This window comes from Pseudomonas sp. Pse79 (assembly GCF_024519615.1).
Classification (GTDB): Bacteria; Pseudomonadota; Gammaproteobacteria; order Pseudomonadales; family Pseudomonadaceae; genus Aquipseudomonas; species Aquipseudomonas veronii.
Genome location: NZ_JALJRR010000001.1, coordinates 600,376 through 612,684, shown reverse-complemented (window position 1 = coordinate 612,684; position 12,309 = coordinate 600,376). Strand labels below are relative to the sequence as shown.

Genomic DNA, 12,309 nt, shown 5'->3' with positions numbered 1-12,309 from the left:
GCCATGGCGATGAACAAGCAGCAACTCAAGGAGTTAGGGCGCAAGGTCGCTGTGGCTCAGGGAAACGCGTTCATCAAGGAACTGCTGCGCGATAGCGGCGCCCGGATCGGCGCCACCAAGGAGGACTTCGCTAACAACCTTGATAGCGCCATTGAAGAGGACATCATCACCCAGGACAAGCTCGAGGCTTGGCTTGCGCAGGTTGAAGGCTGGGGCGACCAGCATCTCTACTTGTTCCAAGTGCCCGATATCGAGGCCGTGGCGCTCGCCTCGGGAATCGCTGCCAGCCCGTATGCGGGTGTATTGGGCGCGGGGGCGAGCCTGGATTTCCCCAAGGGACTTGAACTCAAACATATTGGCCTGGGGCAGGCCGGGCTCTCAATGGAGTGGCATCAGAGCAGGGAAGGCTGGAATCGCTGGACACCTAAAGACTACATCGTGGCGGAGGGACTGCAACGGTTCCGGTTCGAGGCTTATCGTCAACGCTTTGATCGTAGCGTGGTGCGCTTTGAGTGGCATTTTGCTGAGAATTATTGCGCGATCCTGATTCATCGCAATCCGGATATAGATCATGCGGCGGTGCTGAAAGAGGTCGATGCAGTATTGTGGGCCATCGGTTGCCCGGTTGTGCCCCTTGTGCGGATCTCGCTCAGCCAGGCGGTCAAAGTGGCCGCCAGGGATGACAAGGGGGTGCATTCGACACGCTACGAACTCGACAGTGGTTATGTGGAGATGGCGTCGACCCTTGCCGAAGGCGGCATTGAATCCGTTGCCGCCGTTCGCGGCGTTCTCCACGCAGTGGACGCCAGTCAGTTCGATAGAGCCCAAGGTATGCTTCATTTTGTCCCAGAGGAACACGGTACAAGTCGTCGAATCGTCGTGCAGGTCTATGGCAGTGAAGGCCGACTGAGGATCTTGGCGCAATGCAAGCGTGAGGATGTATTTAGAGTGGTTGAGATTTTGTGGGATTACAATAGCCAATCATGACGCCTTTTGAAGCGCAAGAACGTCGCTGGGAAGCGGAAATCAACCGGCGCACGGGGCAGGGCGATGGTCTGGAGTTCACCCTCGCACACTTCGCAAAATCCGTGGGCGCCGACGCCAACGATCCTGCGCTGATATCCTTTTTTAACAATCTTGTGAGATCAACGGCGGCCAGGAGAATCGAGGCTTGTCGTTGCCCGTTATGCGCCAGCGTGCTGCCCGCGGATACAGTCGAGACGCTTGCAAGTTGCCCCTACTGCCAGGCAGATTTTCAGCAGGAGGGCGTCGAGATTATCGTCGAGTATTTCTATCGACTCGAGGGCGCCAACAGTCGCGACATCCGGTGGGTCATCGTCATCCATGGCATGAACAGCCGCGCGCCATGGCAAGAAGAGTTCAGTTGGCAAATAGCCAATCGACTACGGTATTCGGCTCCGGTGCTCATCTATAAATACGGTTGGGCAACCATCGACGTGCTGATAACGCCACTCCATCGAAGGTTGGCAAGACGGCTGGGCGACAGAATCAGAATTGCGATCAAGCAGGCGACCGGCAGCGAGCGCCCGTCGAAGCCGGACATCATTGCGCACAGCTTCGGCACTCGATTGTTTTCGTTGATTCTGGAGGATCCAGATTTCCAAGACCTCGAATTCGGGCGCGTCATCACCGCCGGTAGCATCGTGCGGCCTGATTTTGATTGGAGCAGCCATATCGAGTCAGGGCGGGTGGAGGCCGTCATGAATCATGTCGGAGGCAAAGACTCAGCCGTGCCGCTGGCTCAATACACCATCCCGGGAGCGGGCCCTGGCGGCAAAGTGGGCTACGCATCCATGAGCACACTCAACGTAAGCAACCCCCAGTTTGGCCACTCGGATTTTTTTGTTCCGCAGAATTTACGCACGCAGATAGCTGAAGGTGGATTGTGGTACGACTTCCTAACCCGCCCACTCGCGCATTTCAGACCACACGGGGCTTTTGTGCCCGCGCTTAAATGGCAGCCCGCATGCTGGCCGGTACGAGCGTTGATACGGACATTGCTTTACGCGGTTTTTTGCGTTGTGGGCCCGTTGTCGTGGCTGCGTCGTAAGATTGATCCATAGCGGCTGGGGTAGGACAGACACTTTCGCGCAATCGCCGCACCAAATCTTCGCGCGTGAGTATGTCCTCTGCCTTGAAAACCACCGACAATGTCATTTCAACATCAAGGCTTGGAGCACACGATGTATTTTCACTCGACACGCCCTCATCCGAATTGGGGCGCGGGTTTTATCGCGACCCAACTGAATCGCCAGGGCGCCAACTTTGATGCCACCGCGTATCGCTGCGAAGATCCGACGCAGGTGCTTGATCTCAACCTGAACTGCAGGATTGCAGAGGTTCCCAGTGCATTGGCGCCAGCCTTGGTTGCCCTGAGCATGGGTTTTTCACAAGCCGTGCTCACAACGTTCATGCGTCAGGCCGAAGCCCGGCTTGAGGATATTGACGCGCTGCGGATCTGGGATCGCCCGGATTGGTTCTTGTTAACTGCGTCGGGCGCGGCGCTGACGGCTTCCGAATTGACCGTGCGCCTGGTTGAGGCAATGGCTGCCTGCCCGATCCAAGCCTACCTCATGGAAAAGTCCCTACGTTCCACGCAGTTCAAACCCACAACCATTGCGGCCTTGCTTCACAGTGAGAATCCAGCGCTCTGGACGAGCACGCGGTTGGGCGGCGACCGGGAAACCTTGCTCCCGCTGATGCCCATCAACATCAGCGTGCCCCATCGCTTTTCAAGTGTGATGGATATCCCGAACCACAACTGGACTGACTTCATCACCCGGTCCGGGATCTTGAACCTGGATTACATCCGGAAGGTCTACGGCCTGGACTGGTTTTATGAAGCCTTGCTGCTTGAGCTGACGGAAACCGGGCCGGATACGCCAAGCGCCATTCTGAGCCATCTTGAATACCTCACTGACGAGCAACAGGACGGCTTCATCACCGGGCTGCTCAACGCCGTATTCCTTGATCTGAATGAGAATACACCCAAGGTCCAGGCCTGCGATCTGATCGCGCGCGATGTCGATAAACGTGCGCTTCTGGTCACCCTTCAGGGGGTTATGTCGGAACTTGTCCAAGATGAATGGGAGTGCTCGGTGATCACTGCCATCAACTACCTGCCTGAAGAATACGTAAAAGATCCTGGACTGATTTCACGCGATCCATTGTTCAGCGCCCTTCATGACTCGGACCGTCTGCTGGAGCGATTCTGCGACGAGTTGCTGGACATTCGACAGCAGGCGTTTTGCTTGGCCGACTTTATAGCGATGACGAATCTGGCAAAGCTGACTCGGTTTTCCTACGACATGGTGGGGATCGATACGCAAAAAGTCCTCGGCCACGTGATCCAAGGCTGCCTGTACTTCCTCGGCTCACAGTGTGACTACTTCTGCGATTCATCCTCGAGTAAAGCCGGCGTCGATTCGCTGGTGATTGAAGGGTTCAGGGACTTTACCTACTTCTTTATGACCAATGAAAACAAGGTGTTTGACCTGAACTTGGACTTCTCCCAATTCACCGCGTATGAATTGCTGATTCTGCGCCTGGCGTGTGTCAACACCCGCAAAATGCCGCCGCTGCCGGACTTTGCAGTCGAGGCATTGGAGCGTTTCTGGGCTGATTGAAACCCTAACCGATCCCTTAGAGCGACGCCCTGGCAACCAACGGGCAATCGACTGACTGGGCTCCCGATACCTCGACGGCGTCGATCAGGTGTCGGGCGGCCCTGCGACCGATCTCGTAGTACGGCAGTTGTACCGTTGTCAGCGGTGGGATGAACAGTTCGGCGATACCGATCATATTGTCGTAGCCGAGCACGGCGACATCATCGGGGATTTTCAGCCCGCGGCCCAACAACACCTGGTAGGCACAAAAAGCAATCCGGTCGTTGCCACAGATCAGAATGTCGAATTGGGGGCGACCCTCGATGATGTGCCGGTCGAGGATGGTCGCGGTTTCGCCATAGGCGTCATGATCGGAAAGGTCATATTGCAGGAGTGCCTCAGGCAACAGCCCGAATGCCTGACAGGCACGCTGCAGGCCTTTTTGCCGCAGCCCCCACGCCAGGCTCTGTTTTGGGAGATTGATCAACAGAGGGCGCCGATAGCCTTGGCTCAAGGCGTGATGTACGGCTCGATACTGCCCCATTTCATCGTCGGGCACATAACTGACCAGGCGACTGTCATCCGCCAGGCAATTGGCGAGCACCAGGCGGGTGCTCTTCAATCGCTCGGGAATGCACACCTGGCGCAGCCCCATGGCGCTGAAGATCAACCCGTCGGGACGGTGCGATAACATCAGGTCGATGTTCTGGTCGGTGGGCGGGTTGCTTAACAGGTTGAGGATAAATACATTCCAGCCGGCTTGCTGCGCGGTCTGTTCGATGGACAGCAGCAGTTCGACGGCGAACGGGGTTGTCGCGGTGTCCAGCGCGAATACGCCGATGGTTCGAGTCTGGAGGTTGTCGCCGCGAATCCTGCGCGCCGACAGGCTGGGCACGAATTGCAATTCGTCGATGGCGCGGCGCACCCGTTGATAGGTTTCGGGGCTCAATTTTTCCGGGTTGTTGAGCGCTCGGGAAACCGTCATCAGGGACACGCCGGCTAGCTGTGCAACGTCTTTCACTGAAGTCATGCGAAGCGAGACCGGTCAGGTTGAGGCCGAATCATGACACATGGCCTGCGCTTCTCGCGACTCGAATGACACGGTTCATAACCATCCCGAGGCGAGTGGCCATGCCTTGGGAATGGCGACACGCCCACCACTCCCGCTTGCAAGGAGCTTCACCCCCAGACTGCCGGGTTGCGGGTAGAGGCGACTGCTCAGGCTGAAGCTGCCGTTTTCGTCGAACACTTCAATGGACGAACGATCGAGGAACACCCGCAGTGCCAGTTGCCCTTGTGTCGGGTCTATCGCCACGCTGCGCTGGCCGCTGACTTGCGCGCCCGAGCGGCTGCGGTCAAGAACCAGGCGCTGCAACGCCGCATCGTAGTAGAGCAGGGTTTGTTCCTGGCCATCGTCGCTGCAACGCAAGGCGACTCCCAAGTGGCCGTCGGTGCAGCCGAGTAAATCCAGATGCACATGGATTTCCAGCATATCGCCATTCACTTGCGGCACCCAGCGGCTTCCCGACGCCTCCCACCACGCGGTAGCCGGCAGCAGCGTCCCGCGCAGTGCGGTGAGTTCCCGGGCCGGAAACATGCGCAGGCGATCGGCACACAGTTCAAGTTCGCGTGGCAATCCGAGCATACCGCTCCAGTGATGGGCCTGGCTCGGCATCGGGCTTTCCCACATGTCGAGCCAGGCCCAGACAAGACGCCGACCATCGGCGGCCACGAGGGTCTGCGCGGCGTAGAAATCGTGGCCGTTATCCAGCTCGATAAACGGCCCGCCGGTGAAGTGCCACGCGCTGTCGAGCCGGCCCACTCGATAACCCGTCTGGTATTTGTTCAGCCGTTCGTACCCTTGGGCAAGCATGCCTTGCGGGGAATACAGCAGCACGTCGCGTCCGTTCAGTCGAAACAGGTCCGGACACTCCCACATATAACCATCGCCGTCGCTGCCCGCGGCAATATAGTCAAGGAACTCCCAGGTGTGCAGATCGGTGGAGCGGTACAACGGAAGCAGCGGCCTGTCGCCCAGGCGTGCGCCGGCAATGAGGTACCAAGCGTCATCCTCCTTCCATACCTTGGGGTCGCGAAAATGCATGATGTTGTCTTGCGGCGCGGTCTCGATGACTGCGCCATGCTTGACGAAGCGGATGCCGTCGACACTGGTGGCCAGGCACTGGACTTGACGGATCGAGCGTTCGTCGCCCACTTCCCCAAGCCAAGTGTGCCCGGTATAGATCAGTGCCAAGGTATCCCCACACACCACTGCGCTACCGGAAAAACAACCGTCACGGTCGCACTCATCACCGGGCGCCAGCGCAATGGGCAGGTGCTGCCAATGAACCAGGTCGGCACTCTTGGCGTGCCCCCAATACATCGGGCCCCATTTCGCTTCAAATGGGTAATGTTGATAGAACACGTGATATTCGCCACGAAAGTACACGACCCCGTTCGGGTCGTTCATCCAGCCGGCCGGTGGCGCAATATGATAGCCGGGGCGATAGTCGTCGACGACGCGAGACGCACCGTCATGCAGTGCGCGCTGCGCAAGGTCAAGGGCTGAAGGCATTGGCTCGCTCAGGGTATTCAAGGACAAAGTCATAGGGCGCGTGCTCGGAATGAATGCAGAGCGACGTCATCGGGCAGGTGTTCGGCGGCGGCCGGATGGCGTTTCAAGGCGGTGCCGTCGGCGTCGAACAGGTGCAGGTTGTCAGTGTCCAGCTGCAGCTCGACCCGATCGCCCACCTGCCATCCGGCGTTGACCTCGCAACGGCAGATCAGGGGTTCGTCCTGACCCGATTCGAGGTGTACATAGGTTTCGCTGCCCAGGTATTCGACCCCGGTCACGACGACACCGTTGGCGCCCTCAGCCGCTTTGAGCGACAGGTGCTCCGGGCGAATCCCCAGGCTCAGCTGCGCGTCTGCCGGCAGGTTCGAGCTGTCGAAGGGCAGGGCAGTCATGCCCGCTACAGGGGTGTCGATCAGGCTGGTTTTGCCTGGGGCATGCAGGCGCGCCGGCATAAAGTTCATTCTGGGCGAGCCGAGAAAACCGGCGACAAAGCGGCTGGCCGGGCGTTCATAGAGTTCGCGCGGTGAGCCGACCTGCTCCACGCGGCCGCCGTTGAGCACGACAATTTTGTCGGCCAGGGTCATCGCTTCTACTTGGTCGTGGGTGACGTAGATCATGGTCGAGCCCAGTCGAGCATGCAGACGGGCGATTTCGTTGCGCATCTGCACCCGCAGGGATGCGTCCAGATTGGAAAGCGGTTCATCGAACAACAGAATGTCCGGCTCCCGCGCCATGGCTCTGCCCATGGCCACACGCTGACGCTGGCCTCCGGACAGTTCCTTTGGTTTGCGTTGCAGCAGTTTGTCCAGTTGCAGGATCTGCGCAGTTTTCAGCACGCGCTCGCGCAAGCTGCTCTTTTCCGTCTTGGCCAGTTTGAGACCGAAGCTGATGTTGTCGTAGACACTCATGTGCGGGTACAGCGCATACGACTGAAACACCATGCCGACGCCGCGCTCACGCGGTTCCAGGTCGTTGACCCGTCGTCCGTCGATCAGCAGGTCGCCGCCGCAGATCGAATCCAGCCCGGCGATCAGTCGCAGCAGGGTCGATTTTCCGCAGCCCGAAGGGCCAACGAACACCACGAACTCGCCCGCGGCAATCTCCAGGCTGACGTCGCGAAGAATCCGCGCGCCGCCCAATTGTTTGTTCACGTTGTCCAGTTTCAATTTGATCACGATGCTGTTCCTTGTATTTGTTGGGCATCAACCCTTTAACGCGCCGGCAGTGAGGCCGGATACGATTCGGCGCTGGAAGATCAGCACCAGAATCACTAATGGGACCGTGACCAGCACCGAAGCGGCCATCAACAGCCCCCACGGCAGCTCATGGGGGCTCCCGCCGGAAATCAAGGCAATGGCGACCGGTACCGTGCGTTGCGTGTCGGTGAGGGTGAAGGTCAGGGCGAACAGGAACTCGTTCCACGCTGCGATAAAGGCCAATAAGCCAGTGGTGACCAGGGCGGGCCAGAGCAGCGGCAACAACACCCGCGTCAGCGTGACCCACGGCGAAGCGCCATCCATGATTGCCGCCTCTTCCAGCTCATGGGGCAGTTGGCCCATGAATGTGGTCAGCACCCAGACGGTGAAGGGCAGGGTGAAAATCGTGTAGCTTAGGATCAACGCCCAGGACGTGTTGTACAGGCCCAGGGCGCGGATCACTTCGAACAGCCCCGACAGTACCGCGACCTGGGGAAACATCGAGACGCCAAGCACCATCATCAATACTGTGCCGCGCCCCCGGAACTTCACCCTGCCCAAGGCATAGGCGGCGGTCAGGCTGAGGAACAACGCCAGCGTCACGACGCACAGCGCAACCACCAGCGAGTTGCCGATAGCTTTCAGGAACGAGGGTTGATGGAGTACCGCCGCATAATTGGAGAAGTCGGGACGGTCGATCCAGTAGCTCACCTCGAACAAGGTGCTGGATGGCTTCAGCGACGTCACGATGGCGTAGTAGAAAGGGAAGACCGCATACAGCAGCAAAATTCCGATCAGGCACCAGAACCCGAGGCGCAACAGCGCTTTTTTGAGTAGACGCGGGCTCATGAGCGCACCTCCAGTTGACGGCGTCCGAGGTAGAGATAAAGCAACGCAATCACCGCGACGACCAGGAACAGCAACGTCGACGCCGCGCTGCCATAGCCCACGTCCTGGAACTCCACCAGGTGCTGGCGCGCATAGACCGACATGCTCATGGTGCTCGACGAGTTCGAGGTCAGCACATAGATAACGTCGAATACCCGCAGCGAATCGAGGATGCGAAAGATCGCCGCCACCAGCAATGCAGGCATCAACAGTGGAAGCGTGACACGCCAGAACACGTGCAGCGGATGAATGCCATCGACCCTGGCGGCTTCGTAGCAATCGCTTGGCAACATCTGCAAGGCCGCCAGCATCAGCAGTGTGACAAAGGGCACGGTCTTCCAGACGTCGACGATGATGACGGCCCACATCGACAGACTCGCGTCAGCCGTCCAGGCCAACGGCGTGTCAATCAGGCCGAGGCTCAGCATCAGGTGATTGATGATGCCGAACTGGTCGTTGAGCATCCACGACCAGATTTTCGCTGAGACAATCGTAGGAATCGCCCAGGGAATCAGTATCAACGCACGCACCAGGGACCGGCCGGTGAACTTGATGTTCAGCAGCAATGCCACCAGCAGCCCGAGGACGATCTCCAGGCCCACCGACACCACGGTGAAATGCAGCGTGTTGCGCACCGCGTTCCACCATTGTGGATCGACCAGGATGCCCGACCAGCCGGAGCCGTTGTAGAACAGGTAATTGCTAAAGCCGACGAAGGTTGCGCCACGGGTGTCCGCCAGGTTGGCGTCGGTAAGGCTGAACCAGAATGTGCGCAATAGCGGCCAGGCCGCTACCAGGGCCAGGCACAGCAACATCGGTGTCAGAAACAGCCAGGCGGCGCGCAGGCGGCGGCGCTGTATGGGCGTCTCCCTGGCGAGCAGGGGCTCGTCACAGGAGGCGTGGGGAGTAGAGACAGACATGGTGATTTCCTTCCTTGTGGCTTACCAGTTCCGGCGTTTGATGCGCGTGAGTTCGCTTTCCAGCTCGGCAAGCGCCTGATCGACGGGCAACTCACCCGCCAACACGCCATGCACCCGATCGAAGAACGCATTGGAAACCCGTGGATAGCGCTCGGCAGTGACTGAGGCGGGGCGCATGACCCCGTCGTTGAGGATGCTGTGGAGCTGACGGTAGTAAGGCATTGCCGCGAGCAGTTCGGGGTCTTGATACAGCGCCTCGATCACCGGGTTATAGGCGCCTATCAGCGCACGCCGTTTTTGCTCTTGAGCGCTGGTCAGGTAACTCACCAGCTCTGCGGCAAGTTTCGGATGGGCGCTGTAACGCGAAACCGCCAGACCCCACCCACCAAGGGTGGACGCATGGCTGCCGGCGCTGCCGCCGCGGGGCAGGGGAGCGACGCCCACCTTGTCTTTGACGGCACTGTCCGGGCTTTGCACCAGGGCCCAGACATAAGGCCAGTTACGCATGAACAGCGCATTGCCCGACTGGAAGACACCACGTCCTTCTTCCTCGGTGTAATTGAGTACGCCACGCGGGGAGATGTCGCCGACCCAGCTTTTCGCCAGGGTCAAAGCCGCTCTTGAAGCCGGGCTGTTGACCACGATGTCGCCTTGCGGGGTGACCAGTCCGCCTTCCGGTTGGCTGCTGATCCACTCCAGTGCATTGCACGTCAGACCTTCGTAGGCGCGCCCCTGAAATATGTAGCCCCACACATTGGGGTTACCGGCGTTGCGTTCGGCCTGTTGAACTTCCTTGGCGGTAGCGGTCATTTCCTCCCACGTCTGGGGCACCGGCTTGTTGTACTTCTCGAGCCAGTCCTTGCGGTAATACAGCAGGCCCGAATCGGTGAACCACGGCATCGTCACCAGCCGTCCGTTCACCGTGGCGTTATCGATCTGGGCCTGGAAGTAGCCTTGGGTCGCGTCCGGCGCAAGCACCTCGCGCAGATCCATCAGGTGTTTGGCCAGCATTCCCGGCCACACCATGTCGATTTGAATGATGTCGATGTCGCTGGACTGCGCACTGAGGATCTGTTGGTAGAACGACAGCCTCTCGGTTGCCGAGTTCGGCGTGGAAACCACCTCGACGTTGTTGCCGGTCTGTTTCGACCATGCCTCGACAGCCTCCTTGCACAGTTGTAACTCGGCACCCACTGCACCGCACGAGATCGTCAGATCGGCTGCGTTCGAGACGCCAGGAAGCCCGGCACAGAGGGTAAGCAGCGCTGCGGGAAGGAGCGATTTCAGTTGTTTCATAAAGCCCTCTTTATTTTTGTTTTTAGAGAAGTTAACGTTAACACGCTCAATGTATCAGCGTATTTTCGATGAGGCATCCTTTTTTTTGCCGACTCTGGCAATTCACACCTCACGGAAAAACACGTCTGTCGCTGGGACAAAACAATAAAAACAAAACAGGGAAATCCACATGCAGAAAGCATCACAATGGCTGCTCGCAGGCGTGCTCAGCACCTCGGCGGCGACGTCCCAGGCCGCAACTCTGGAAGAACGCATGGCCGCGTTCGAAGCCCGCGCCAGCGCCGCCGAGAAACGTGCCGCCGCAGCCGAGCAGCAAACCCAGGCACTCGCCAGAGAATTGCAACAGATCAAACTCGCCACGCCGCCCTTGCAGCCCGCTGCCGCCACTGCGCAAGCAACGGCGGCACCGACGCTGGATACCCGGCTGGCAAAGCTCGAAGCCCGCCAAGAAAGCCTGGAAAAACCGGGCGGTACCGGACACCTCACAGACGGCTTCAGCTTCAAAGGCTATGCCCGCTCGGGATTGCTGATTGACCAGGGACTCGGCGGTGGCCGCGGCGGGCCGTATACGACACCGGCCGGCTTGGTCGGTGGTGCGGTTGGGCGCCTCGGTAACGAAGACGACACCTACATGCGTATAGACCTGTCGAAAGAGATCTATGCGCAGAACGGTACCCGCGCGAAATTCACGGTCTCCATCGCTGACGGCGTGGAAAGTTCCAATGACTGGACCGCCGAAGAAAGCAAGTTGAACGTGCGCCAGGTCTTCACGGAACTCGACCGTCTCGCCGCGTTCAAGGGCAACTCAGTGTTCGAGAACGCGACCTTGTGGGCCGGTAAGCGATTTGATCGCGATAACTTCGATATCCACTGGATGGATTCGGACGTTGTCTATCTGGCCGGCACCGGGGGTGGCATTTACGATGTGCAGATGAACAAGAATTGGCGCTCGAATTACTCGTTGATCGGGCGTACCTACGGCGATTTCAGTCGAGACGGTGTGAATGCCGATGTGGAAAGCTACATCCTGACCTCCAACCAGTTCTTCGATAATGGTCAGTGGCAGTGGATGTTCAATGGCATTGGCGCCAAGAAAAACGATTTCGCCACCCGCACCAACGAAGCGGGGTTCAGGCCTGCGAATTCCGGTGTACACACCATGCTGGCCAACCACCAGAAAAACTTTTTCGGCAGGGAAGGCTTCTTCAAAACCGCGCTGCTCTATGGGCAAGGCCTGGGCGCTGAGGTCAAGAACGTCGGCTCGGACGGTGAGTTGATTGACGATGCCCGCGCTCTGCGTCTGGCACTGTATGGCGAGACGCCCATCGCGCCTGGTTGGCGCATCGGCCCGAGCTTGTTGGCCGAGCAGAGCAAGGATAGATACGTCAAGGGTGACGACTACCGCTGGATGACCCTCAACATGCGTTTGGCCAATGAAATCAACAGCAATTTTGAGATGGCCTACGAATTGAGCTGGCAAACCATGAACCTCGACCCGAAGGGCTATCTACAACGTAATGCAGTCGACGGTAACTTCTGGAAGTTCACTGTCGCGCCAACATTCAAGCTTGACGTTGGCGACCTTCTCACGCGGCCCGAGTTGCGAGTGTTCGCAAGCGTGATGAACTGGTCTTCCGATCTGGACAACTACGCGACCTCTGACGCCTTCGGCAAGACCGACTTCAAGGCCGGCGGTGTATGGCAATACGGGATACAGATGGAAACCTGGTTTTAATGCCTGGACGCGCCGGCCTACGCGTCTTCAGCGCGTCGGTCGGGTTGCGTCGCGCCCCTCTGTCGTCGGCCTC

Annotated in this window: 10 protein-coding genes; 4 read left to right on the top strand and 6 right to left on the bottom strand. The window is 58.9% G+C overall.

Annotated elements, in window-relative coordinates:
* The first annotated feature begins 3 nt into the window (after positions 1-3).
* The 3 genes from NR164_RS02625 (at position 4) to NR164_RS02615 (ending at position 3,647) form a co-directional block, all read left to right on the top strand.
* Positions 4-987, top strand: a complete 984-nt coding sequence (locus tag NR164_RS02625) for a hypothetical protein (RefSeq protein WP_177030146.1) — start codon at positions 4-6, stop codon at positions 985-987.
* The gene (locus NR164_RS02620) at positions 984-2,084 is read left to right on the top strand and encodes a hypothetical protein (protein WP_256822245.1); all 1,101 of its coding nucleotides are present in this window, start codon (positions 984-986) and stop codon (positions 2,082-2,084) included. The genes NR164_RS02625 and NR164_RS02620 overlap by 4 nt, the downstream gene beginning before the upstream one ends.
* A gap of 120 nt (positions 2,085-2,204) precedes the next feature.
* Positions 2,205-3,647: a hypothetical protein gene (locus NR164_RS02615; RefSeq protein ID WP_256822244.1), complete on the top strand. Its 1,443-nt coding sequence runs from the start codon at positions 2,205-2,207 to the stop codon at positions 3,645-3,647.
* Positions 3,648-3,663: 16 nt separating this feature from the next.
* On the opposite strand, the gene NR164_RS02610 is transcribed toward NR164_RS02615, so the two are convergent.
* The 6 genes from NR164_RS02610 to NR164_RS02585 all read right to left on the bottom strand — a co-directional run bounded on the left by NR164_RS02610 (position 3,664) and on the right by NR164_RS02585 (position 10,501).
* Positions 3,664-4,656 (bottom strand): LacI family DNA-binding transcriptional regulator, encoded by a 993-nt coding sequence (locus NR164_RS02610; protein WP_046383407.1) that lies wholly within the window; start codon positions 4,654-4,656, stop codon positions 3,664-3,666.
* A gap of 75 nt (positions 4,657-4,731) precedes the next feature.
* Complete coding sequence (locus tag NR164_RS02605) at positions 4,732-6,234, bottom strand: sucrose-6-phosphate hydrolase (protein ID WP_169881086.1); 1,503 nt, start codon at positions 6,232-6,234, stop codon at positions 4,732-4,734.
* Entirely contained in the window at positions 6,231-7,376 is a 1,146-nt protein-coding gene (locus NR164_RS02600) for an ABC transporter ATP-binding protein (RefSeq protein WP_108524081.1), read from the bottom strand. Before NR164_RS02600 ends, NR164_RS02605 begins: the two co-directional genes overlap by 4 nt.
* Before the next feature lie 27 nt (positions 7,377-7,403).
* Positions 7,404-8,246, bottom strand: coding sequence for a carbohydrate ABC transporter permease (locus tag NR164_RS02595; protein WP_046383410.1), 843 nt, complete (start codon positions 8,244-8,246; stop codon positions 7,404-7,406).
* On the bottom strand, positions 8,243-9,205 hold the full coding sequence (locus NR164_RS02590; RefSeq protein WP_256822242.1) for a carbohydrate ABC transporter permease: 963 nt from the start codon (positions 9,203-9,205) through the stop codon (positions 8,243-8,245). Before NR164_RS02590 ends, NR164_RS02595 begins: the two co-directional genes overlap by 4 nt.
* Positions 9,206-9,226: 21 nt before the next feature.
* Positions 9,227-10,501, bottom strand: a complete 1,275-nt coding sequence (locus tag NR164_RS02585; protein ID WP_256822241.1) for an ABC transporter substrate-binding protein — start codon at positions 10,499-10,501, stop codon at positions 9,227-9,229.
* A gap of 169 nt (positions 10,502-10,670) precedes the next feature.
* Here NR164_RS02585 and NR164_RS02580 point away from each other — a divergent pair, with 169 nt between their 5' ends.
* On the top strand, positions 10,671-12,236 hold the full coding sequence (locus NR164_RS02580) for a carbohydrate porin (RefSeq protein ID WP_256822240.1): 1,566 nt from the start codon (positions 10,671-10,673) through the stop codon (positions 12,234-12,236).
* The last annotated feature ends 73 nt before the right edge of the window (positions 12,237-12,309 follow it).

Bases quoted from the DNA above. Each gene is read 5' to 3' on its own strand.
- NR164_RS02625 (WP_177030146.1), top strand. From the start codon at position 4: ATGGCGATGAACAAGCAGCAACTCAAGGAGTTAGGGCGCAAGGTCGCT.
- NR164_RS02620 (WP_256822245.1), top strand. From the start codon at position 984: ATGACGCCTTTTGAAGCGCAAGAACGTCGCTGGGAAGCGGAAATCAAC.
- NR164_RS02615 (WP_256822244.1), top strand. From the start codon at position 2,205: ATGTATTTTCACTCGACACGCCCTCATCCGAATTGGGGCGCGGGTTTT.
- NR164_RS02610 (WP_046383407.1), bottom strand. From the start codon at position 4,656: ATGACTTCAGTGAAAGACGTTGCACAGCTAGCCGGCGTGTCCCTGATG.
- NR164_RS02605 (WP_169881086.1), bottom strand. From the start codon at position 6,234: ATGACTTTGTCCTTGAATACCCTGAGCGAGCCAATGCCTTCAGCCCTT.
- NR164_RS02595 (WP_046383410.1), bottom strand. From the start codon at position 8,246: ATGAGCCCGCGTCTACTCAAAAAAGCGCTGTTGCGCCTCGGGTTCTGG.
- NR164_RS02590 (WP_256822242.1), bottom strand. From the start codon at position 9,205: ATGTCTGTCTCTACTCCCCACGCCTCCTGTGACGAGCCCCTGCTCGCC.
- NR164_RS02585 (WP_256822241.1), bottom strand. From the start codon at position 10,501: ATGAAACAACTGAAATCGCTCCTTCCCGCAGCGCTGCTTACCCTCTGT.
- NR164_RS02580 (WP_256822240.1), top strand. From the start codon at position 10,671: ATGCAGAAAGCATCACAATGGCTGCTCGCAGGCGTGCTCAGCACCTCG.